General features: G+C 46.6%; 22 protein-coding genes and 1 tRNA gene. 8 read left to right on the forward strand and 15 right to left on the reverse strand.

All coding sequences use genetic code 11. The features are described 5' to 3' along the window. Window positions 1-134: 134 nt before the first annotated feature. Window positions 135-1,595 carry a glycine betaine ABC transporter substrate-binding protein gene (locus ICN27_RS02715; protein ID WP_370624466.1) on the reverse strand — a complete coding sequence of 487 codons (1,461 nt, stop codon included), beginning with the start codon at window positions 1,593-1,595 and terminating at the stop codon, window positions 135-137. Between the two features lie 210 nt (window positions 1,596-1,805). On the opposite strand from ICN27_RS02715, the gene ICN27_RS02720 reads away from it, so the two are divergent. Next, window positions 1,806-2,231, forward strand: coding sequence for a PAS domain-containing protein (locus tag ICN27_RS02720; RefSeq protein WP_215309440.1), 426 nt, complete (start codon window positions 1,806-1,808; stop codon window positions 2,229-2,231). A gap of 116 nt (window positions 2,232-2,347) precedes the next feature. On the opposite strand, the gene ICN27_RS02725 is transcribed toward ICN27_RS02720, so the two are convergent. From ICN27_RS02725 to tsaE, 8 genes are all read right to left on the reverse strand, one after another. After that, window positions 2,348-2,590: a hypothetical protein gene (locus ICN27_RS02725; RefSeq protein WP_255534954.1), complete on the reverse strand. Its 243-nt coding sequence runs from the start codon at window positions 2,588-2,590 to the stop codon at window positions 2,348-2,350. 172 nt (window positions 2,591-2,762) lie between these two features. Continuing rightward, window positions 2,763-2,894, reverse strand: coding sequence for a hypothetical protein (locus tag ICN27_RS10415; protein ID WP_255534955.1), 132 nt, complete (start codon window positions 2,892-2,894; stop codon window positions 2,763-2,765). Further along, on the reverse strand, window positions 2,872-3,162 hold the full coding sequence (locus tag ICN27_RS02730) for a hypothetical protein (RefSeq protein WP_215309444.1): 291 nt from the start codon (window positions 3,160-3,162) through the stop codon (window positions 2,872-2,874). Before ICN27_RS02730 ends, ICN27_RS10415 begins: the two co-directional genes overlap by 23 nt. A 267-nt stretch (window positions 3,163-3,429) precedes the next feature. Then, window positions 3,430-4,029, reverse strand: coding sequence for a Fic family protein (locus ICN27_RS02735; RefSeq protein ID WP_216268895.1), 600 nt, complete (start codon window positions 4,027-4,029; stop codon window positions 3,430-3,432). Next, window positions 4,007-4,204, reverse strand: coding sequence for an antitoxin VbhA family protein (locus ICN27_RS02740; RefSeq protein ID WP_215309448.1), 198 nt, complete (start codon window positions 4,202-4,204; stop codon window positions 4,007-4,009). Before ICN27_RS02740 ends, ICN27_RS02735 begins: the two co-directional genes overlap by 23 nt. A 129-nt stretch (window positions 4,205-4,333) precedes the next feature. Beyond that, window positions 4,334-4,409, reverse strand: a tRNA-Lys gene (locus tag ICN27_RS02745). An 86-nt stretch (window positions 4,410-4,495) separates the two neighbouring features. Beyond that, window positions 4,496-5,833 carry an N-acetylmuramoyl-L-alanine amidase gene (locus ICN27_RS02750; protein WP_216268896.1) on the reverse strand — a complete coding sequence of 446 codons (1,338 nt, stop codon included), beginning with the start codon at window positions 5,831-5,833 and terminating at the stop codon, window positions 4,496-4,498. 5 nt (window positions 5,834-5,838) lie between these two features. Continuing rightward, complete coding sequence (gene tsaE / locus ICN27_RS02755) at window positions 5,839-6,348, reverse strand: tRNA (adenosine(37)-N6)-threonylcarbamoyltransferase complex ATPase subunit type 1 TsaE (RefSeq protein WP_216268897.1); 510 nt, start codon at window positions 6,346-6,348, stop codon at window positions 5,839-5,841. A gap of 43 nt (window positions 6,349-6,391) precedes the next feature. Here tsaE and queG point away from each other — a divergent pair, with 43 nt between their 5' ends. The 3 genes from queG to ICN27_RS02770 are packed head-to-tail and all read left to right on the forward strand — an operon-like array spanning window position 6,392 to window position 8,655. Then, entirely contained in the window at window positions 6,392-7,486 is a 1,095-nt protein-coding gene (queG, locus tag ICN27_RS02760; protein ID WP_216268898.1) for a tRNA epoxyqueuosine(34) reductase QueG, read from the forward strand. Between the two features lie 42 nt (window positions 7,487-7,528). Continuing rightward, a complete protein-coding gene (locus ICN27_RS02765; RefSeq protein WP_216268899.1) occupies window positions 7,529-8,314 on the forward strand; it encodes an AzlC family ABC transporter permease in 786 nt (261 codons plus the stop codon). After that, a complete protein-coding gene (locus ICN27_RS02770) occupies window positions 8,314-8,655 on the forward strand; it encodes an AzlD domain-containing protein (protein WP_216268900.1) in 342 nt (113 codons plus the stop codon). The genes ICN27_RS02765 and ICN27_RS02770 overlap by 1 nt, the downstream gene beginning before the upstream one ends. A gap of 19 nt (window positions 8,656-8,674) precedes the next feature. Here the strand turns inward: ICN27_RS02770 and ICN27_RS02775 are convergent, their stop codons facing one another. Then, window positions 8,675-11,752 (reverse strand): FAD-binding and (Fe-S)-binding domain-containing protein, encoded by a 3,078-nt coding sequence (locus tag ICN27_RS02775; protein WP_216268901.1) that lies wholly within the window; start codon window positions 11,750-11,752, stop codon window positions 8,675-8,677. Then, on the reverse strand, window positions 11,749-12,432 hold the full coding sequence (locus ICN27_RS02780; RefSeq protein ID WP_216268902.1) for a GntR family transcriptional regulator: 684 nt from the start codon (window positions 12,430-12,432) through the stop codon (window positions 11,749-11,751). The genes ICN27_RS02775 and ICN27_RS02780 overlap by 4 nt, the downstream gene beginning before the upstream one ends. Before the next feature lie 180 nt (window positions 12,433-12,612). On the opposite strand from ICN27_RS02780, the gene ICN27_RS02785 reads away from it, so the two are divergent. The 3 genes from ICN27_RS02785 to ICN27_RS02795 all read left to right on the forward strand — a co-directional run bounded on the left by ICN27_RS02785 (window position 12,613) and on the right by ICN27_RS02795 (window position 15,756). Beyond that, the gene (locus tag ICN27_RS02785) at window positions 12,613-13,797 is read left to right on the forward strand and encodes an alanine--glyoxylate aminotransferase family protein (protein WP_216268903.1); all 1,185 of its coding nucleotides are present in this window, start codon (window positions 12,613-12,615) and stop codon (window positions 13,795-13,797) included. Between the two features lie 129 nt (window positions 13,798-13,926). Then, on the forward strand, window positions 13,927-14,331 hold the full coding sequence (locus tag ICN27_RS02790) for a heme-binding protein (protein WP_216269246.1): 405 nt from the start codon (window positions 13,927-13,929) through the stop codon (window positions 14,329-14,331). Between the two features lie 6 nt (window positions 14,332-14,337). Continuing rightward, window positions 14,338-15,756: a DEAD/DEAH box helicase gene (locus ICN27_RS02795; RefSeq protein ID WP_216268904.1), complete on the forward strand. Its 1,419-nt coding sequence runs from the start codon at window positions 14,338-14,340 to the stop codon at window positions 15,754-15,756. Here ICN27_RS02795 and gluQRS read toward each other — a convergent pair. Next, window positions 15,743-16,696, reverse strand: coding sequence for a tRNA glutamyl-Q(34) synthetase GluQRS (gene gluQRS / locus ICN27_RS02800; RefSeq protein WP_369411584.1), 954 nt, complete (start codon window positions 16,694-16,696; stop codon window positions 15,743-15,745). The two genes, ICN27_RS02795 and gluQRS, sit on opposite strands and share 14 nt — an antisense overlap. Window positions 16,697-16,711: 15 nt before the next feature. On the opposite strand from gluQRS, the gene dnaE reads away from it, so the two are divergent. Beyond that, window positions 16,712-20,338, forward strand: a complete 3,627-nt coding sequence (gene dnaE, locus ICN27_RS02805; RefSeq protein ID WP_216268905.1) for a DNA polymerase III subunit alpha — start codon at window positions 16,712-16,714, stop codon at window positions 20,336-20,338. Window positions 20,339-20,350: 12 nt separating this feature from the next. On the opposite strand, the gene ICN27_RS02810 is transcribed toward dnaE, so the two are convergent. Genes ICN27_RS02810 through ICN27_RS02820 form a run of 3 tightly spaced genes read right to left on the reverse strand, consistent with a single transcriptional unit; the run spans window position 20,351 to window position 23,084 of the window. Next, a complete protein-coding gene (locus ICN27_RS02810) occupies window positions 20,351-21,508 on the reverse strand; it encodes a glycosyltransferase family 9 protein (protein ID WP_216268906.1) in 1,158 nt (385 codons plus the stop codon). Window positions 21,509-21,528: 20 nt separating this feature from the next. Continuing rightward, the gene (locus tag ICN27_RS02815; protein ID WP_216268907.1) at window positions 21,529-22,308 is read right to left on the reverse strand and encodes a glycosyltransferase family 2 protein; all 780 of its coding nucleotides are present in this window, start codon (window positions 22,306-22,308) and stop codon (window positions 21,529-21,531) included. Then, window positions 22,305-23,084 (reverse strand): glycosyltransferase family 2 protein, encoded by a 780-nt coding sequence (locus tag ICN27_RS02820; protein ID WP_216268908.1) that lies wholly within the window; start codon window positions 23,082-23,084, stop codon window positions 22,305-22,307. The genes ICN27_RS02815 and ICN27_RS02820 overlap by 4 nt, the downstream gene beginning before the upstream one ends. Window position 23,085: the final 1 nt, after the last annotated feature.

Here is a 23,085-nt window from a genome sequence, read left to right on the forward strand (position 1 = left end):
GTATTTTGGGAAAAATCTTCTGTTGAGTTGAGTGATTGCAGTATAGAAGACCACCAATAAGACTTCAGTATGTCGGCTAATGGAACTATTTGCAGACTCCTTTTCTGCAATTTGTTCCCTTGCCTAGGTAAATACTAGATATTTTTTGATCTACGTTTCGGCGTCAGAATGATTTGAGCAAGCAGAGCCAGCATGGCGGCTGGTATAGCTCCAGCAAGCATGAGTGCGTGGTCGTTTACGGCCAGCCCAGCTACTATGCGATCACCAAATCCACCAGCACCTACCAGCGCCGCTAGGGTGCAAGTACCAACTCCAATTACCGTTGCCGATGCTAAACCCGTCATGATGACGGGCCGGGCAAATGGAAGCTCGATCGAAATGAGCAATTGCCATTCATTGCAACCAAGGGCCAGCGCTGCTTCTTTTAGATTCGATGGAACTTCTATTAAGCTGATGTGGGTCGCATTCACAATGGGCAGTAGGCCATATAAAAATAAGGCTAAAACCGCTGGCACAGCCCCTATTTGATCTAGTAGAGCAATCAATATCGTCAGCAGTGCAAGTGAAGGGATGGTCTGCAAAATACCGGTAGCACCTAAAATCCAAGCCGCATATCGGGGTCGTCGGTATGCCAGAATGCCTAAAGGGATTCCGACGAGCAGGGCCATGGTTGAGGAGATCGCTACCAGGAGAACATGATCACGTAGGGCGGTAAAAAAATCTGGACCAAGGAGTAACTTAAAAAACCTAGAGAGCTGGGTAGGGCTTTGTTGATCATTTGTACTTGTCTTTAAAAATACATTCACCACTTTTTCAAAACTCATGCCTGACTCAGCTAGTCCATTGAGCTTGGCCATAGTGACTTCATCTAATTTTCCCTCTAAGCTTTGCAAGGATTTTTCATCAAAATCAGAGCGCATTAACAGAACGGCATCGTAGCGTGGAAATGCCTTCCTATCATCTTCCAATAGAACCAGATCTTTTTGGGCAATCGCTGCATCAGTAGAGTAGGCGTCCACAATATCGGTATCGCCTCGTGCCAAAGCATCGTAGGCTAAGCCATGCTCTAACACTTTCGTTGGCTGTATTGTTAAAGCATAATTTTTAACAAGTGCTGACCACCCGTCAGCCCGCGTCTTAAATTCTGGCGATAACGCAATCCGCAGAGTGGTTTGCTGTTTAGTGCTGAGGTTTGCGATATCACTAATACGTTTGAGGCCTAAAGCTTTTGCTTGCTCTGCCCTCATGGCAAGTGCATAGGTATTATTAAACCCAAGGAGTATTGCTACTTTTAAGCCCTTAGGTTTAAGCCAAACATTGAGCTCGCCTAGTGATGCTTGTGTTTCTGGGCGTTTTAGGATTTCCCTCAGAATGGTGCCGGTATATTCTGGGTAAACATCAATCTGCCCCGTTGTAAGTGCTTGAGTGACAATTGCAGTATTACCAAGACCCTGTCGATGAATGGCCTGTACGCCAGCAGCACGTAATGTTTGATTGACCAACTCCCCAAGCACATAGCTTTCTGTAAAACGCTTTGATCCAACTACAGTACTTTTTTCTATAGGCTGCGCCATGATGGAAAAGCTGATAGCCACCCCAATACATAAGCTGAGTTTTGTCCACAAAGGAAAAATAGATTTACTGAAATACAAGTGAGATTGACCTTGTTAAGAACGCAAGATCCCATCATAAAAGCCTTTGGCTAATTTTGCCTGGCTGGCTAGCTAGTTTTTAGTTATGTCACTTTAGGGTAGTATTTACTGTTACATTGGTATTGGTACAACTTAATGGTAAAGACTATTTATATGTCGGTCACTTTGGATTTCAAAACGCTCGTCACACAACTTGGTGAGGCAGTCATTATTTCTGACCGAGATGAAAATATCTTGTTTTGGAATGCCTCAGCAGAGCGTATTTTCGGATTTACTCCAGAGGAGGCTTTGGGTAAAACGCTCAGCATCATCACGCCTGAGCGCTTTAGAGAACGTCACTCGAAAGGCTACTTTCACACCATTCAAACCGGACAAACGAAGTATGGACATACTTTACTGAGGGTTCCTGCAGTCCATAAAGATGGACACTCTATTTCAATTGCATTCTCGGTAAGTATGTTGTTTGATGAGCAAAAGCAAGCTATTGCAATAGCTGCAATCATTCGCGATGAGACTGAGCGGTTTCAGGAGGAGCGTCAGTTAAAAGCAAAGTTAGCAGCTTATGAGAGCAGTGACTGAGTTGCCAGCCTAAAGAAAAATCCCCTGAACCTTCATTCAAGGGCTTCGTATTACTGGTGGGTCGGGCGAGATTGACTTCGTCGAAACTGCGTTTTCGAACTCGCGACCAACGGTGTTTAGGCCGTAAGTTGACGCTGTTTGATGAGTTCTGCAGCAGAGATCCGAACTATCTTACCGTCAACAGTGGTTACGATAGCCGTATTAGTTTGGATTGCCAAGTCTATTGCTGCTTGGCCTGCTCGTTGCATAGCGTAGTAGGATCCAGCAATATCAGGATCTGATGAATTACGAATGTCTTTGCTTGGAGTCAACACAAAAGATTTTTTTATGGGATTATTTTTTTCCATACGCTGCATCATGATCCGGTTGAATTAATAAGACGCGTAGAAAATGATCCTCTCTAAAGCCAATTCCTCGAATTGATTTACTGACTCTGAAGGAGTATAGGGAATCAATTCCATTGGGCGCTGGAATGCTATGGATCTTTTCCTATTTCAAACCCTTATCACGGTAGACCTGGTTCCAGGTTAGTTAGGTAATTTTTTCAAAAGTAGCAAAAGCTTTTTCTTGCTCCGTTAACTCTAGTTTTTCCCAGGCTGATTGAAAAATAGGGCTATTGAGGTCTAGCTCTACTAAAGGCTCAGGCTTTGCGTTTCGAACCATTCGTTTTTGCCATTTTTAGTTTAGAAAGATTGGTAGCTTTTGCAGGCGTCTTTTGTGCCCAGGCTAGGGCGGTAGCTAAATCTTTTTTAACAGTAGGCTTGTGCATCCACTTTTCATTATCTGGAATAACGGTGGCGGTACGAATCACCCAAACTCCTGGTTCAGGGTTTTCAACTAGCACTTGGCGGCCGGCATGCTCCTTGCCAAGTGAAATTTGTCCACTGGATCCAATAGATTTAATAACTTGATGATCTATTACTGCGCCCATAGCATTCTCCTGTATTCATGCTGCATTAATGCATTATAGCATGATAATTCTGAAAATTATCCTTATCTGGAGTAATGTAATAGCATATTCTGGCTTGAAGTATGGTCTTAGCTTGATTATGCAAAAGAAAAAGCCCTTGAACTTTCATTCAAGGGCTTTGTGTTTCTGGTGGGTCGGGCGAGATTGACTTCGTCGAAAATGCGTTTTCGAACTCGCGACCAACGGGCTTAAAGAGGTTTAATTGGCTCAAACAGGTCGGTAAATTTCTCAAATCCATTCATTGCTCTCCAGGTGCTCTAGGATGAGATTGGCAAGAATGGATTCATCGCCATTAAAGGCTAGTTCCATTGCTAGATAAATTTGCTCTTGCTCCAGGTCGGAGTAGTTGAGTTGATAGCCGGCTGATTGACTAAGTTGGGAGATGAATATGCGTTGTACGCGACCATTTCCCTCTCGAAAAGGGTGAAGGGCGTTTATCTCTGATAAGTAGTGAGCTAGTCGTTTTGATAGGGAGTTTGAATCTAGCCCCTTAAGCCAGTTTTCACGAGCTAGTTTGTTAAAGATGTCGTTTGCCGCAGATTCAATAAAGCGCACATTAGCAAAACGACTATTGCCACGGCTAATATCTACTGTGCGAATCTTCCCGGCCCAGTCGTATACATCCTGAAAGAGGGCTAAGTGAATGCGCTGAAGATGAATAAGGTCAAATTGACCTGCTATGGGACTCTCTAGAATCTCAATTGACCGCAAAGTCGATAGCTCACCTTCGTAGGCGTCTAAATCTTGTGTGTTAGTTATTTCTGCTTTATTTCGAAGTACGTCTGTACCTGGGTAGCAGTAAGTGTCATCCGCGTCGTAGCGTGACATAACGTTGTTTGGTTTCTTCCAATATTTGCGCAATACTCTTTTTGCCAGCAACGTAATCAGTTAGGTTTTGTTCTAATTGCTTAGTTGGAATAATGCCCTCAATCCGAGCAGAAGCTACAGCATTAGAAACGTTGTATTGGCGGGCTTGAGATTGGGTGGCAAACTTAGTTGGCATAGTACTATTTTAGTGGATTTGGAGCTGTTTTTCTAGTTAAAAAAAGGCCTAAAATAAGGTTTAAAGAGCTATTTTTGAAGGATATCGCAGTCAATAAAAAAGCCCCGCAAAAGCGAGGCTTAGTAATATTGGTGGGTCGGGCGAGATTCGAACTCGCGACCAACGGATTAAAAGTCCGCTGCTCTACCGACTGAGCTACCGACCCAGTAAAAAGAAGATTATAGCAAGAAGTTTATGGGCGCCCTTGGGTCAGTAGGCCTCTGCCTTCAAGCCCTTGTACTTACAAGAGTGCTATGCGTTTGCGCGTCTGGCAACTGGTGGATTTTTAGAGAAATAGTCCTTAATTCCCCTCATAATCGCTTCAGCAATTCGGTCTTGATAAGCATCATCATTGAGGCGCGCCTCTTCCTGTGGATTACTAATAAAGGCAGTCTCAACCAAGATAGATGGAATATCCGGGGCCCTTAGAACAGCAAAGCTGGCTTGTTCAACTTTTGGTTTATGTAGTGGGGCAAATCCACTGATTTGTTTGAGGATTGAAGTGCCCACTTGAAGTGAGTCTTTGATCTGGGCAGTGGTAGACATATCCAGCAACAGGTTAGCCACCTGCTTATCTTGTGTTTTGATGTTGATGCCACCAATGAGATCGGATGCATTTTCTTTATTAGCCATCCAACGAGCTGTTGTGCTGCTGGCACCCATTTGAGATAGGGCAAAGACCGAGGCACCTTTTGCTCTCGGTTCGATAAAGGCATCTGCATGAATAGAGACAAATAGATCGGCCTCTACCCGACGTGCTTTTTGAACTCTGGTGTGGAGCGGCACAAAGTAATCGCCATCTCGAGTGAGAAATGGACGCATATAAGGATCGCTCTCAATTTTGTCGCGTAAGCGTTTAGCAATCGAGAGCACTACATGTTTTTCTTTGGAGCCCATGGTGCCAATAGCGCCTGGATCCTCTCCACCATGGCCTGCATCAATTGCAATGGTGATAAGGCGCTTATGTTTAGTTTTTACTGCGGACTCTTTTACGTCTGGGATCGCTTGGGCCACTGGCGCCCTCGGAGCCTCTTTCTCTTTTTTAGTTGCGAACTGCGCAATCAAGTCAATTTCTTCATTGGCTTTTTCTAGAGCACTTTCTTTACGTGCGCTACTTTTAACTAACTCCATTAGCGGATCGGGCGGAATGGCTGGGTAGAGATCTAGCACCATACGATATTGGTATTCCGCAATGGGCTCAAGCGTAAAGAGTTGAGGTTTAACAGGCTCTTTTAGGTCAAAGACCAAGCGAACCATGCCTGGTTGAAATTGTCCCACTCGGATTTGTGAAACGTAAGGGTCATTGGGTTTGACTTTAGCTACTAAATCTTTCAGGGTGGAGTTGAGTTCCATACCTTGAACATCAACCACCAAGCGATCGGGGTTGGTTAGTAGTTGTTGGGTAATCGGTAATGCTTTATCAGACTCGAGTGTGATGCGTGTGTAATCTTCTGCAGGCCAAATGCGTACCCCCAAGATCTTGGCTCCCCAAGCAATCTCTGTCTCACTGAAGAAGAGAATAAAGCCCAGCATCTTTACTGAAGTTTTGAGATGCTTTCTTCTGGAGAAATTAATAGGCAGCTTACTCATTTCTATTAGATGCACATCTTCTCGAAAATAATCATTCCCTGATTTGAGTTTGCTTGGAAGGTAATATTTCTTTCATTTTCATCTGTACCAGCTATCAGATGAATTTCAACATCAAACGTAGGCAGCGTCCCTTCAGCTTTTTCTGGCCACTCTACTAAACAGAATCCAGGCTCGTCAAAATGTTCTGCAAAGCCGGCCTCTTGCCACTCCAAAGGATCTCGCATGCGATAAAGATCAAAGTGGTTCATCGCTAGAGTCTTGCCATGGATGATGAGCGGGTAGGGTTCACATAAGGTGTAGGTTGGGCTCTTCACCCGGCCCTCATACCCTAGGCCTTGTATGAGATGGCGGGCAAAGGTGGTCTTGCCAGCTCCAAGATCACCCTCTAGGGAGATATTGAGGTGAACGCTTGGATCGGCTCGAAAAAGATGGTCAAGACTTAAGGCAAGCTTTTGCGCTAAGGCAACTGTATCCGCTTCTTGCCTACAATGATGAGTAAATGAATTCTGAGCCATTTGCTTAGTTTATTCAATTATTAAGCTACATTCTGTATTCCTAATGACATCTTCTCAAATACCCAACTCTGTTGATCAGGCTAATCTGCGTGAGTGGCTGGGTGAGCAGTCTCGAAAATTGGGTTTTGATGACTTGCGTATTACTGATACCCATCTTGGTGTTGCAACTGAGCGTCTGAATGACTGGCTTGCACAAGGGCGGCACGGTCGGATGGAATACATGGCAAAACATGCTCAATTACGCTCTGACCCAGCCCTCTTAGTTCCGGGTACGGTGAGGGTCATTTGCGTCACCATGAATTACTTGCCTCCCGCAATAGACTTCGATCAAGAATGGGACAGATTAAGTGATCCCGCTCAAGCAGCAGTATCGCTGTATGCCCGTGGGCGCGATTATCACAAGGTGATGCGCAATCGTTTACAAGAGTTTACCCAAATCATTGAAAAGCAAATCGGAGCATTTGGTTATCGCGTGTTTACTGATTCTGCACCCTTGATGGAAGTGGAGTTAGCGCGTAAGGCAGGCTTGGGTTGGCGGGGCAAACATACTTTATTGCTCAATCGCGAATCTGGATCAACATTCTTTTTGGGTGAAATCCTAATTGATGTTCCATTGCCTGTAGATCAAGAGCAGGAGTCGCATTGTGGAACTTGTCAGTCTTGTATAGATATTTGTCCCACGCAAGCGATTACCGCGCCTTACCAATTAGATGCGCGACGCTGTATTTCGTATTTAACGATTGAGAATCCAGATGCCATTCCGGTGGAGTTTCGAAGGTCGATGGGTAATCGTGTTTACGGATGCGATGACTGCCAATTGATTTGCCCTTGGAACAAATTTGCACAACGTACAGCCATGCCAGATTACGCTGAGCGTCATGGTCTGGGGAGGGCAAGCCTTTTGCAACTTTGGTCTTGGACTGAGGATCAGTTTGAGAAACGCCATGAGGGTAGTGCTATTCGGCGGATTGGCTACTCTAGGTGGCGCAGAAACTTAGCGGTGGCCATGGGGAATGCTTTGGCTGCTGATCAGGTCCCCGAATTAGATAAAGACCTCCTGCGGCAAGCTTTGCAGGACGCCTTACCTTTGGCGAATGCCTTGGTAGCCGAGCATATTGAATGGGCGCTGAGTTCCTAAGTATTTTTTGGCAAAGTACCTAGCAACTCTTACAATCAAAGCATGTCATCAGCCGATCAACCTTTTATAGACCCTAGTGAAATCAAGCTAGAGGCTTCGGTAGCACAACGCTATAAAAATCGCAGTGAGGCTTTTTGGGCAGGTATTCGGGATGCAGCTGGTGCACCTGCAATGGTGCTCTTTGCTGGAATGGTGGGCTTCGGTGCGATGGGTAAAACCAATGGTATGGATGCTTGGTTTACCACTGCCACTAGCTTTTTCATGTTCGCATTACCTGGCCAAGTAGTTTTGCTCGAGATGGCAATTACCGGATCATCAGTAGTCGCGATTGCTCTCGCAGTGACTTTAACTTCTTCGCGCTTCATCACGATGACGGTGACACTCTTTCCGCAGTTTCATGAAAAAGATCGTAATCATGGGCTTTATGCTTCGGTCCATCTACTGGCAATGACTGCTTGGGCTATTTCCATGCGTGAGTTTCAGACAATAGAAGCGAAGCATCGTTTGAGTTACTTCATTGGTCTTGGTTTACTGTGTTGGGTGATTTCTATTCCGGGCACCATTCTGGGATATTTATTGGCTGGTGTAGTGCCACCATACATCACGCTTGGCCTCGTTTTCATTAACCCATTATTCTTTTTGCTGACGTTTACCGAGGTGAAGCCCTGGGTTAACCGGATCGCCATTGGCTTAGGTTTTGTATTGGGCCCCTTTTTCTTTCTCTTGGATCGCGATACCAGCTTACTGACCACCGGTCTGGTAGGGGGAACGATCGCCTATGTGTTTGATCGCAAAGTACTACGCAAAAGAGCGGGGGTGATCAGTTGATGAATGCTAGCCTCCAGGGTTGGGGTTTGTGGATTGCCTTAGCAGGCGCCACAATCGGAACCTATATTTGTCGTGCCATTGGTGTTTTGCTAGCCAAAAGAATTAATCAAGAGAGCGAAATCTTTCGCTATCTTTCTGCCGTCACTTATGCGATGGTAGCGGCCCTCGTTGTCAGAATGGTCCTAATGCCGATTGGCCTCTTGTCGACTGTACCCGTATGGATTCGACTTCTGATTTGCATCTTCAGCATTGGTGTGATGGTTTCAAAACCAACACACCGTCTCGTTCCAGCCTTATTGACTGGAACCTTGCTGATGCTAGCTTACGGCGTTATTCGTTAGCTAGTTTTGACATCCTGTTTTAGAGATGGGCTGCCAAGATCTTGGCGATATGCACAGCGTCTCTTTGGGTGCCATCGGCAATCTGATGGCGACAACTGGTGCCATCCGCAACCACCCAACTATCTGGCGCTTTACGAATCGCAGGTAATAGACTAGCTTCTGCCATTTGCTTAGACACTTCAATGTGCTCAGCCTCATAACCAAAGCTACCAGCCATTCCGCAACAGGAAGATTCAATCAGCTTAGGCTCTGCATTTGGGATCAATTTTAGAAGTTCCATTGCTGGTGTTACGGCAGCAAATGATTTTTGATGGCAGTGACCATGAAACAGCACTGGGCGCGTTGCCGTTTTCAGTGACAGTTTGAGTTTGCCCGCCTTGGCCTCGCTTGCTAGAAATTCTTCTAAGAGCTGTGCATGTTTACTGACAGTCACTGCCCGCTCACCAAAGCCCATGACCAATGCTTCATCCTTTAAAGTGAATAAGCAAGAAGGCTCAAGACCAATGATCGGAATATTGCTCTCTGCAAAAGGGGCAAGATGATTCACTAATTCATCTAGGCTTACTTTAGCCTTATCTACCATGCCAGCTGCTAGGTAGGTGCGACCACAGCAAAATTCTTTAGAGCAGGTATTTGTACTGCTACTTGAAGTCTTGGTCTTTTGGGGAATGTGAACACGATAGCCAGAAGCTTCTAAAACTTTCAGAGCTGCACGTAAGTTCTCATCCTCAAAGTAGGCATTGAAGGTATCGGCCAATAACACCACCCCCTTATTACCATTTGCATCTGCTTTGCTAAGTTCTGCAGGCGTAAATTGATAGGGTGCAATTGCACTTGGATTGTTCCAGAAGTTTTTTGCTTTCCAGATCGGCAGACTTCTTTGTGCAGAAATACCCATGACCCATTCTTGTAATTTAGCAATAGGCGTAATGTGGTTGCGAAGATTGAGTAAGGCGGGAAGCCCTGGAATACTGCTGATGATAGAGGCATATTTTGGCAAATAGGCAACAGCTAGATCACGCATTGTATGACCAGTTCGCTTCTTGTAAGCAGATAGAAACTCGATCTTCATCTTTGCCATATCAACGCCAGTAGGGCATTCACGGCGACAAGCTTTACAGCTGACGCAAAGCTCCATCACTTCTTTAATGGCGTCGCTACCAAGGGGTGAACTCCCGTCTTTCATATCCAGTTGGTTAGAAAGGGCTAGACGCAATGTATTGGCGCGACCACGGGTGAGGTGCTTTTCATCACGAGTAACGCGATAGCTTGGACACATCACTTCCGCATCAAACTTACGGCAATGACCATTGTTGTTGCACATCTCCACAGCTTTAGCGAAGCCCATCGCAGGATCGCCGCCAGTGCCTGGTGCACTAGTCTCTTCAGTAACTGGATTGTTCTGTACGTTCCAGGCGGACCAATCTAAGGCTGGTTGCAGCGGAATCACTTTGTAACTTGGTGGAAAGCGGAAGTTACTCGCATCATCCATCTTTGGTGGGTTCACGATCTTACCGGGATTAAATAATCCCTTTGGATCAAAAGCATGTTTGATTTCAGCGAGGGCTTGCGTAATCTTTGGGCCAAATTGCCAGGAGATCCATTCTCCTCGGCAGAGTCCATCACCGTGCTCACCGCTATAAGCACCTTTGTACTTACGAACTAGGGCGGACGCCTCTTGCGCAACTGCACGCATCTTTTGCGCGCCATCACGACGCATATCTAGAATAGGGCGGACGTGGAGGGTGCCGACGGAAGCATGCGCATACCAAGTACCACGTGAGCCGTATTTAGAAAATACCTCTGTGAGCGCTTGGGTGTATTCAGCAAGACTCTCTAGTGGAACTGCACAATCCTCAATGAAGCTGACTGGCTTGCCATCGCCCTTGAGGCTCATCATGATATTGAGGCCAGCCTTACGCACTTCCCATAGATTCTTCTGCAGGCCGGCATCCGGCATTGCAACTACCGAGCCTGGAAGCCCCAAGTCACCCATCAGATCTTGCAAGGACTTTAATTTCTCCAGTAAAGGGGTATGCGCTTCCCCCGAAAACTCTACCAACAAGATGGCCTCAGGAGTTTGAGCGCTAGCATTAATCAGCGCGGTCTCAATCGTTTTCTTAAAGCTAGGATTGTGGCGCGCCAAGTCAATCATGGTGCGATCGACTAACTCAACAGCAGTAGGTCCGAGCTTGACGATGTGTTGAGCACTATCCATTGCCTTAAAGAAGCTCGCAAAGTTCACCACTCCAAGTACTTTGTGTTGCGGTAATGGCGCCAACTTCAGCTCAAGTGATTTGAAATAAGCTAATGTACCTTCGCTACCCACCAAAAGGTGTGCCAAGTTGACACTCCCATCTTGGGTGTAAGGGAGCTCACTTTGTGGATGGAACACATCTAGGTTATAGCCAGCGACACGACGCAGGACTTTGGGGAAGTGCGCCTCAATCTCAGGCTGTAGTGTATTGGCAAGGCTTTTAACGAAGTCACCCAATTGTTTTGCAGCACCAGAACTTTGGGCGTAATTACCAAAGCTTGCCACTTGTCCGTTTGCTAGCCAGGCATCGATTCCTAAAACGTTGTGCACCATGTTGCCATAAGCAATTGATCGACTACCGCAAGAGTTATTACCTGCCATGCCACCAATGGTTGCTTGCCCTGCAGTAGAAACGTCTACTGGATACCAAAGGCCGTGTGGTTTGAGCGCAGCGTTGAGGTGGTCGAGCACAATGCCCGGCTCAACAATTGCTGTGGCCTTAGCGGGATCTGCATGCAGGAGTTTGCGAAAGTATTTAGTGTTATCGATGACAAGTGACGTGCCCGTAGTCTGCCCACACTGACTGGTGCCCCCGCCACGCGGAAGAACTGGAATATCTAAGTCAGCTGCAATCTGTATCGCCGTCGCAATATCCTCTGCTGTTTTAGGGATAAAGACAGCAACTGGCATGGCTTGGTAGATCGATGCGTCGGTTGCATAGCGTCCGCGACTAGCGATATCCGTCAGGACCTCGCCAGAGGTTTCTTGTTTCAGGCGCTTAGCAAGCTCCGCTTTATTGGCAACGAATTCTGGCAATGGCAAATCAACAGGCTTGTTCATGCTGCAACCTTCTCTTTAGACTCTGAGTCAATTAATTGAATTACAACATCACGCTTATTCATCACATGCTGCATCATGACCTTGCGCATCCGCACGCTGTCGCGAGCCTTTAATGCATCCAACATCTCTTGATGCTCTTCGACGGCTTTTTCCCACTTAACGCCATTCTGATTGGAGCGAAAGCGGAGCGCTTCAATGCGAGCGTTGACTTGGCTAAATAGTTGGCTGAGTACGGGATTGTTCGCTGCGTGATTAATAGCTTGGTGAATCTGAAGATTGAGTCGATAGTAGCTAGATAAATCCCTGCGAGCATACGAGGCCATCATTTCGTATTGGAGCGCTTCAAGTTCAATCAGTGTTTGATCACTAATGTTTTGTGCTGCTAGCTCCCCAGAGAAGCCTTCTAAATTGGCGATCACATCAAAGGTATGAATGATGTCATCTTTGCTCAGTTGAACGGCAATGGCGCCACGGTTAGCAATTAATTCAACCAGACCATCGGCGGCTAGACGGCGAATTGCCTCGCGGATAGGGGTGCGTGAGACATTAAGCTGCTCTGCTAGCTCACGTTCATTGAGCTTGCTTCCCGGCGCAATGGAGCCTTCTACTAATAAAGCTCTGAGCTTAAGAAAGATGGCTTCATGCAGGTTTTGTGTATTAGCTGGTGTTTTGAGCATCATTTGAAATGCCTTAAATTTGTATACATAATCACTATAACGCATCTATAAGCATAAATAACGCTGTAAATAGCTTATTTTTTTGATTATTTAGAAATTATTTTGCATACAAAATTGTAAATTGTCAAAAAGTGACTTACACTGACCACCAAGATTAACTACAAAAACCAAGCGAGACTCAGCATGCTAAAACTAGATAACCACCTCTCAGGACGCCATTTTTTACATATCCCTGGTCCAAGCCCAGTGCCTTCCCGCATTCTGAGGGCGATTAGCTATCAAACCATCGACCACCGTGGCCCTGAATTCGGGGCATTTGGCCTGAAGGTTTTAGATGGCATCAAGAAGATTTTTAAGACTGAGCAACCCGTCATTATTTATTCCGCATCTGGAACCGGTTCTTGGGAAGGGGCTTTAGTCAACGTTCTCAATCCTGGTGATAAGGTGGTCTTTTACGAGACTGGCCATTTTGCAAACTTGTGGCGTGCTTTGGCCAAAAAGATTGGCATTGAAGTTGAGGTGGTGGGTAAATCAGGTGTTGATACTTGGCGCTGGGGTGTTGATGCATCTGTGATCGAAGAGCGCTTACGCAAAGATACTCAACATGAAATTAAAGCAGTTTGCGTAGTGCATAACGAAACTTCCTCTGGGATTACATCTAATATTGCTGCCGTTCGTAAGGCAATTGATGATGCAAAGCATCCAGCACTATTGCTCGTTGATAGCGTATCTGGCATCGGTTCTGCCAACTATGAACATGACAAATGGGGTGCTGACGTTACTGTTTCAGGTTCGCAAAAAGGTTTGATGTTGCCTCCGGGTATTGGCTTTAATGCCTTGTCACCAAAAGCAATTGAAGCAAGTAAGCACAGTAAAATTCCAAAAGCCTATTTGGCTTGGGATGAAATTTTAGAATCCAATAAAACTGGCTACTGGCCAACTACACCCAGCACCAATCTGATGTACGGTTTGCATGAGGCAATCGACATGATGCAGACAGAAGGCTTGGATGCGATTTTTGCTCGTCATCAACGTTTGGCAGAAGCTTGTCGTCGTGCGGTTGCCGCTTGGGGTCTGGAGAACCAGTGTTTAGATCCCAATGCCTATTCACCAGTGTTGACAGCGATCGTAGTTCCGGAAGGAATGGATGCAGATGTTTTGCGTAAACATGCCCTAGAAAAGTTCAATCTTTCGCTCGGAACTGGCCTTGGCAAGCTCAAAGGCAAGATTTTCCGTATCGGCCACCTTGGTGATTGCAATGAATTAAGCCTCATGGCTGCTTTGAGCGGTGTGGAGATGAGTTTTAGTGCTATCGGCTATAAACCCAAGGCCAGCGGTGTGGTTGCCGCCCAAGAATTTCTAAAATAATCAGTCAGTTGGGAGTAAATGGGGTACAGGCTAGCGTATTAACTGGCATGCACCCCTTATAATTCAAGTACTTATAAAGATAGCAGTTTCATCAAATAAAACATATTCGAGACAGAGAGATTAATCATGTTGGCAACTAAACCGTATTTAACCCAGGCTGATGTTCAAAAGATTTTGGATACAGCTGACAAGCACGCTGCTGCCAATAACTGGGCTGTGACGATTGCTGTCTGTGATGATGGTGGTCACCTATTAGGTTTGATCCGTCGCGATACATGTGCTCCTGTCTCTGCTTACATCGCTCAAGAAAAAGCACGTACTGCTGCAATGGGTAAGCGCGAGAGTCGTGTATACGAAGAAATTATTAATAACGGACGCACTTCCTTTTTATCTGCCCCACATATTTCGGGCATGTTGGAAGGTGGCGTCAATATCGAGGTAAACGGGTTTACCATCGGCGCAGTCGGCGTTTCCGGCGTTAAATCGACTGAGGATGCCGAAACCGCGAAGGCCGGCATTGCAGCCATTCTGTAAGTTACCTTGATAAATACTGTTCCTGAAATAAATTCCCCCACCGGCGCTACTGAGAGTAGCGCCACCCCAGCAACAATGACCTTTGCTGACTTTGGTTTAGATCCAAAGATTCAAAAAGCGGTATCCGAGCAGGGTTATAACACTCCCACTCCGATTCAAGCGCAATCGATTCCGCACGTTTTGGCGGGAAGCGATTTAATGGGCGCGGCTCAAACAGGTACCGGTAAAACGGCTGCTTTTGTACTGCCCATTATTCAAAAGATTCTGCGTCATGCTAGTAGCAGTGCTTCGCCTGCTCGCCATCCGATCCGTGCTTTGGTGTTAACGCCGACACGTGAGCTGGCTGTTCAGGTTGCTGAGAATGCAGCGAGTTACTCTAAGCATACCGATCTGCGTGCTGCCGTGGTTTACGGTGGCGTGGATATGAAAGAGCAAGTGGCTACACTGCGTGGCGGTGTAGAGATTTTGATTGCTACCCCGGGGCGCTTGCTTGATCACATTGGTTCTAAAGTAGCAAACCTGTCTCAAGTAGAAATTCTGGTGCTAGACGAAGCCGATCGCATGCTCGATATGGGCTTTTTACCTGACTTGCAGCGCATCATTGATTTGATTCCGGCTCAGCGCCAAACACTATTGTTCTCCGCTACGTTTTCACCTGAGATTAAGAAATTAGCCCAAAGTTATTTGCGTACGCCAGTGACTGTTGAGGTGGCGCGCCAAAATGCTGCGGCAGATACTGTTAAGCAAGTGGTTCATATGGTGGCGAGTGCTGATAAGCAGCAGGCGATTGTGAAAGTGCTTGAAGCACGTACTCGTCAAGGCTTGTCTCGCCAGTGCATTATCTTTACCAACAGCCGTTTAGGCTGTGCAAGGCTAGCTCGCTCATTAGAGCGTGATGGCATTAAAGCTGGCGCGATTCATGGTGATAAGAGTCAGGGTGAGCGCACTCTTACTTTGGATGCATTTAAATCTGGAGCGATCGAAGCCTTGGTTGCAACCGATGTGGCTGCTCGTGGTCTGGATATTCCATCGATGCCTTGCGTGATTAATCACGAGTTGCCGTTTAATGCGGAAGATTTTATTCACCGCATTGGCCGTACGGGACGCGCTGGTAGTAAAGGCGATGCCATTGCATTGGTCGATGCTAGTGAAAAACGTTTACTCGACGATATTGAAAAGTTGATGAAGCGCAAGTTGGACATTCAGCCATTGCCTGAGGGCAGTTCACGTCCCGCACCCAGCAGGAATTCGTCGAGATCAGATGCGCCAGCAAAAATGTCAGATCCATTTTTCTACAAGCCTTATGAGCCCAGCGCTGTAGTTAAGCCAGCATCAGAGACTGTAAATCCTACAGAGAAAAAAGTGGGGATTACTCCCGCAAAACCAGCGCTTGGCGCTTTGCTGGGCGGATTTAAGAAGAAGTAATTTTTCTATCCCAGGCTTGGGTGGCTGCCAAAAGCCACTGTGCAATCGTAGTTTCTTTTCCGTCTGGTAGATCTCTCAGTCCTAAATGCATTGCGGCTTTACGTAACTCTTGTAAAGCCTGCTGCGCATTCTCAGTATGAATGGCGCTTGCCAAAGTTTGCTTGCTGAGTTTTTCGCCATGTTCATCAAGCACCAAGGGTAGGTGCAGGTAGCTCGGAGTTTGATATCCCAAGACTCTTTGCAGATACATTTGTCGTGCTGTGTTGTTTAGTAAATCCGCCCCACGCACAATGTGTGTAATCTTTTGCTCAGCATCATCCACCACGACGGCCAATTGATAGGTAGTCACACCATCCCGGCGATGCAGTACAAAATCCCCCACTTCTCGATTGAGATTTTGTGTTTGTTTACCAAGGACCAGATCTTCAAAATGCATGGTGATCCCTGGTGGCAGAGCAAGTCGCCAAGCCACTTGTGCTGATGATCTTTCTATCTCATCGTAGGTGTCAATTTGATGTGGACGACAGGTTCCCGGGTAGATCATCTCTTGATTGCGGGGAGTCATTACACCACGAGCTTTTAGGACGTTTGCAATATCTTGTCTAGAACAGGTGCAGGGATAGATGATTTGGAGCTGATTTAAGCGCTCTAGAGCCTTTTTATAGCGCTCTTGATGTTTAGATTGCCAAGTTGGCTCCTCGTCCCAATTGAGGCCGCAAGCAAGCAATTGGCGCAGGATTTCTTGATCTGCCCCAGAAATACAGCGGGGAGTATCCAAATCCTCAATTCTGAGTAGCCATTTCCCGTGATTTCTACGGGCATCTAACCAGCTTCCTAGGGCGGCAACTAGGGATCCCGCATGAAGCGGGCCAGTGGGCGAGGGGGCAAATCGCCCGCGATAGCCGTCGGCTGGGGGTGAGGGGTTTTTGAAGTTCGGCACAGCTAAAATGATCTCATGGCTTCACCCCGTTTTGTTCATCTGCGCGTCCATTCCGAGTTTTCGATTACGGATGGCGTTGTTCGCATTGACGATGCGGTAGCTGCTGCTGAAAAAGATGGCATGGGCGCCTTAGCCCTCACCGACTTAAGTAATTTATTTGGCCTGGTCCGTTTTTATAGTGCTGCACGCTCTAGCGGCATCAAGCCAATTGCAGGCGCAGATGTTTGGGTTAGCAATCCTCAAGACCCAGATCAACCTCATCGTTTATTGCTCCTTGTTCAAAATCACTCCGGCTACCTCAATTTATGCCAGCTCTTAAGTAAGGCGTCCCTTGAGAATCAATCCCGAGGTCGAGCTGAGGTCGATCTCAAATGGTTTAGCGAACCAGCCTCAAAGGCTGAAGATAAAGCTGCAAAAAGAACACTGTCTTATGGATTAATTGCCCTTTCAGGTGGACGCTGGGGTGATGTTGGTACTGCGCTTCTAGCTGGTCAAGAAGATTTAGCTAAAGATGCTGCCAAGCGTTGGGCAAGCTTATTCCCAAATGCTTTTTATATTGAAGTGCAGCGCGGTGGTCATCCTCAGGATGAGCAGCACCTACAGTTGGCTTGTCACCTTGCGAGTGAAATGGATTTACCGATTGTTGCCACACATCCTGTGCAGTTTATGCAGCGTAGTGATTTCACAGCCCATGAGGCTCGAGTCTGTATTGCTGAAGGTGAACTTTTAGGTAATCCTCGTCGCACCAAGAAATTTAATGAAGAGCAATATTTTTTATCTCAAGAGGAGATGGAAAAGCGCTTTGCAGATTTACCAGTCGCACTTGCAAACTCAGTGGAGATTGCCAAGCGCTGTAATCTCTCTTTGACTTTAGGTCAGCCGCGCTTGCCGGATTTCCCAACACCACCAGGTATTACGCTCGACGATTATTTATTACAGCAATCCGAGATTGGTTTGAAGCGCCATATGGAGCGCAATTTTCCTGATCCAGAAGAGCGCGCCAAAGAAGAGGCTCGCTATCATGAGCGCCTCGTTTTTGAAGTGAAGACGATTACTCAAATGGGTTTCCCAGGTTATTTCCTGATTGTTGCGGACTTTATTAATTGGGCGAAAAATAATGGCGTACCTGTAGGTCCGGGCCGTGGATCTGGTGCTGGCTCTTTAGTTGCTTATTCACTGGGTATTACCGATCTTGACCCACTACGTTACAACCTCCTCTTTGAGCGTTTCTTAAATCCTGAGCGGGTATCGATGCCCGACTTCGATATTGACTTTTGCCAGCATGGGCGAGATCGCGTTATTCAGTACGTAAAAGATAAATACGGAAAAGATGCGGTTAGTCAAATTGCGACCTTTGGAACGATGGCTGCACGCGCAGCAATTCGTGACGTGGGCCGCGTGCTCGAGCAAGGCTATAACTTCGTTGACGGTATCGCAAAATTGATTCCGAATAAGCCGGGTCAGTACATGACTATTGAAATGGCTAAGAAGGAAGAGAAGCAATTAGGCGAGCGTGAAAAGAATGAAGATGAAGTGCGTCAACTGTTGTCTCTCGCACAGCAGTTAGAGGGCATGACCCGTAACGTGGGTATGCATGCGGGTGGTGTATTAATTGCGCCTGGCCGCTTAACTGATTTTTGCCCGCTGTATACGCAAGAAGCGAAAGACTCTAAAGACCAAGAGAGTGGTTCCGTCATTAGTCAGTTTGATAAAGATGACGTAGAGGCGATCGGTTTAGTGAAGTTCGACTTCCTGGGTTTAACCACCTTAACGATTTTGGCGGCTGCTGAGAAATGGATTAAGACGCTACACGCCGACCGTAAAGATTGGAATATCGGTGAAATTTTGCTCGATGATCAAAAGGCTTTTGAAGTTTTAAAGAATGCTAATACAGTCGCCGTCTTCCAGCTAGAAAGTCGCGGCATGCAAGGCATGCTTCGAGAAGCTAAGCCTGACCGCTTCGAAGATATTATTGCGCTCGTTGCCCTCTACCGTCCTGGCCCAATGGACTTGATCCCAGACTTTATTGAACGTAAGCACGGGCGGCAAAAAGTAGAGTATCCAGATCCTCGGATTGAGCCAGTTCTGCAAGAAACCTACGGCATCATGGTCTACCAAGAGCAGGTGATGCAGATGGCGCAGATGATTGGCGGCTACTCACTGGGTGGTGCAGACATGTTGCGTCGAGCAATGGGCAAGAAGAAGCCTGAAGAGATGGCACAGCATCGTAAGATTTTTAGTGACGGTGCAAAAGCAGGTGGTATTACTGAAGGTAAGGCTAACGAGATTTATGACTTGATGGAGCGTTTTGCAGGTTATGGATTTAATAAATCCCATGCTGCTGCTTATGCGCTCTTGGCATATCAAACTGCTTGGCTAAAGGCCTATTACCCAGCTGAATTTATGGCAGCCAACTTATCGCTCGCAATGGATGACACCGATAAGGTGAAGATTCTGTATGACGATTGTTTGGCAAATAATATTCGCGTGTTCTCACCTGATATCAATACTGGCGTTTATGTATTCACGCCATTGCGTGCACCAGATGCTGCACCGGATTCCCCCATTAGCCATATTCGCTATGGTTTGGGTGCCGTGAGGGGAACAGGTGAAGCTGCCATTGAGGTGATTGTGAAGGCGCGTGAGGCTGGCGGCCCATTTAAGGACCTGTTTGATTTCTGCGCACGCGTTGATCGGAGGCAGGTGAACCGTCGAGCCATTGAGGCTTTGATGCGTGCCGGTGCTTTTGATAGCTTGTATAAGGACTCTATTCCTGCAGGTGGCAATCCTTACGATATTCGATCCACTCTCTTGGCTTCTCTTGCGCGCGCTATTGAGGCTGCCGAGCAAGCTGAAGCTTCAATTAATCAAGTGAGTTTGTTTGAGGTGGCAGGGGAAGATGATCGTCATTTGCCAGAGCTAGTCCGCGAATTACCGTGGTCTGAAAAGAAACGTCTCCAAGATGAGAAAAGCGCCCTTGGACTGTGTTTGACCGGCCATATGTTTGATGCCTATCGCGACGAGACGGCGCATTTCATTCGCCAGCCATTAGCCAAGGTGACTGAGGGTAAAGATCAGTTGATTGCCGGCATTATTACCTCGGCTCGGATGTTGACTGGTCAGCGTGGCCGCATGATGATTGCAACCATTGATGACGGCACTGCTGCGATTGAAGTGACGCTCTATAGCGAAGTCTATGAACCAAACCGTTCTTGGCTCAAAGAAGATGAGTTGCTAGTGGCCAAGGTCAATATCACTCCCGATAAGTTTTCTGGCGGGGTACGAATTGTTTCTGAGGCAGTGATGGATATTACGGGAGCCCGTATGCGTTTTGCGCGCAACCTTCATCTGTCCATCGATTCGGCCATAGATCTTAAATCCTTACGCAGCCAAATTGGACCTTACTTGATGAGCAATCGTGTGCGAGATCCCAAGATAGGGCCTGCAGCAGTCTCTATGCCAAGCGCTAGTGAAGGCATGAAAGGTTTAATGCTGACTGCTGCAGTTACCACTAGTGGTGGAGCCTGCTTGATGCAGTTCCCGGAAGAGTTGCGGATTTATCCAGATGATGCTTGCTTGCATAGTTTGAATCAAATTTTGGCAGCTAAGCAATCTAATGTGGTTCAGGTTCAGTACCACTAAACACGCATTTTTTTATTTCTTTGTCGCGCTTTGCAATGCTTCGATTACTTGGTTGGGGTCTAGCTGGTTCAAGCATTCGCTATTGCTACTTGCACGATCCTCACAGCCTGCTTTTCGGCAGGGAACGCATTCACCGGGCCCTTGTAGGATTGTGACATTACCAACCGTCTGCGTGCGAGATCTTAATTCATAGGGTTGTTCGCCAACAAAACCATTGGGCCAAGGCCCAAAGTTAGTGGGTGGTGTTGGACCAAATAGAGCAATGGTGGGTGTATTGCATGCTGCTGCTAAGTGCGTGATGGAGGTGTCTACCCCAACATAAGCTATCGCTCCACGAATTAGTGTTCCCGCCCGTGGGATAGTGAGTTGGCCCGCAGTATCTACAACCTGTTTACGGGTTTCCTCATCGAGCAATGAAAGAATATCTTGATTGAGTTGTAGATCTTGCTTAGCCGGGGATGCGCTCAGTACCACTTGCCAACCTTGCTTTGTGATCCATGTGAGCAATGTTTGCCAATACGCAAGTGGCCAACGCTTATATGCGGTTAAAGGCCCAGGGTGAACTACTACATAAGGTGAGTGCAGTTGAGCCGCAATGCTTGGGGTAATCGGATCACCAACAGGAGCTGTTACCGAGACTGGTTTCTTAAATAATTCCAGTGGACTTTTATAAAAGATCTCGAGCAGACGAAGCTTTTCAGTGATGACGTGTTGTGCAAAATAATCTACGTCAACAGTATGTAAGCCAATCGCCTTTTTCCAGGCATTTTGCTTATCACTCTTACTTCTCTTCGCTTTATCTTGTTCCGTGTGACCTTGGGGGTGGCCGCCCAATACGCCCACACGGTGATGAGCTGCTACTAGGCCATATAAGTAGGCGCGATCACTAGGTTGTGTAACCACTGCCAAATCATAACGTTGAAACAGTCTGAAAAATAAAGTGAGATATTCCCCAAACTTGGGACGATCTGAAGTTTCAATGATCTGGGCAATATCGGGATTGCCTTTGAGCATCTCGAGCTTACCGCGGTAGCCTAGAAAGTGAAACTCCGCATCTGGCCACAATTCACGTGCTTGTGAAATTAGTGGCGTAGTGACAAGGACGTCTCCAATTTGGCGAGTCGCAATAAATAAAACTTTTTTAGGTTTTAGTGCTGAGAATGCAGTCATGGGGCTAATGTAACTCAATCTTACCGAGCTTTAGCCAGAATTTTTTCGCGGACGCGACGTGCATTTTCGGCAGCATTGGATTGATCGTTGATGCGGTGGTAAAGGTGTAAGACTTCAGTTGCCCAAGATCCAGATTTACGAATCAAACCTTTGCTTTGAAGTCTGAAAACAAAATCAGCATCCTCGTGTCCCCAGCCTGTCATGGTTTCATCAAAGCCGCCAATAGCTAAGGCATCAGTCTTCCAGCAGGCCATATTGCAACCTTTAATACGGCGCCAGACAAATTTTTTATAGTTGCGCCAAGCGCCATCACCCAACTTAATTTTGAGGGGCCAATACTTATTGATGCCGCCGGATAGTCGATAGCTTAATAAGTTACCGGTGAATTTCTTAAAATCCCAATTTGCCCATAAAAGTAATTGCTTGCTGAGCTCGTCATTTAGTAAGACACGACTTCCTGTCACTAGATGGTTCGCCTGAGACAGTGCGCGATGCTGTGAAATAAAGTCCGGCTGAACGATGCAATCACCATCGAGAAATACGAGATATTTACCATGTGCTGCTTGAATGGCTTGATTGAGAATGCGGGTCTTACGAAATCCTTGATCTTCTTGCCATAGATGGGTGATTTTTACTGGGAAATTTTTCTGAATTGCCTCTATGAGATCTTTGGTAGTTGTGGTGGACCCATCATCGGCAATGATGATTTCAAAATCTAAATCTGTTTGAGTACTAAGTGACTCAAGACAGAGTTTGAGGGCTTGCGGCCAGTTATAGGTCGCCAGAAGTACGGAGATCATTTACTGAGAGAATTATTGGAGCTTGCTTCTTGGTGTAATTGCCACAACTTCATATAGCGATAGTAGGTTCCTTGCCCGTTCGAGATGGCTAATGCAAAACCCTGAGGACCATCTAAAAAACCAAGACGGATAAAGTAGGTACGAGTAAAAGCCCAAAAACCATGAAGTACGGCAGTTAATGGACTACTCTTTTTGCCTTTAGAAAATTCCTGTTCTGCTGAAGCTGTTGAATAGCGATCTAACTTCTGAAGTACTTGTGAGTAGTTCATGAAGCTAAAATGCAGCATCGGATTCTCTAATTTTGCTACTTGCCCATGGGGAATCAGTCGCTCATGAACCAGATCATCCGAGAAGCGGGCAGTGCCGCGCTTAAATAATCGATCCACATAATCTGGACTCCAGCCAGAGTGCCGAATAAAGCGACCGCAATACCAAGATAGGCGTGGAATTGCAAAACAGTCAACATGAGCTGAATGATGAATAGCCGTCAGAATTTCACTTCTGAGGGCGGGAGTTAGTCGCTCATCTGCATCTAAGGAGAGCACCCACTCGCCGGTTGCCAGGTCTAAGGCGCGATTCTTTTGAGGCCCAAATCCAGGCCAATCCGCCGGCTGGCTAATGACGGCCCCATAGTTTTTAGCAATCTCTAGGGTTCTATCGGTGCTATTGGTATCTACCACCACAATTTGCTGGGCAATCCCTTCCAGAGAGGCCAAACAATCGGCCAAATTGGCCTCTTCATTGCGAGTAATGAGTATGACGGATAAGGTGGGCATA

Source organism: Polynucleobacter sp. Nonnen-W13 (assembly GCF_018881735.1).
Lineage (GTDB): Bacteria > Pseudomonadota > Gammaproteobacteria > Burkholderiales > Burkholderiaceae > Polynucleobacter.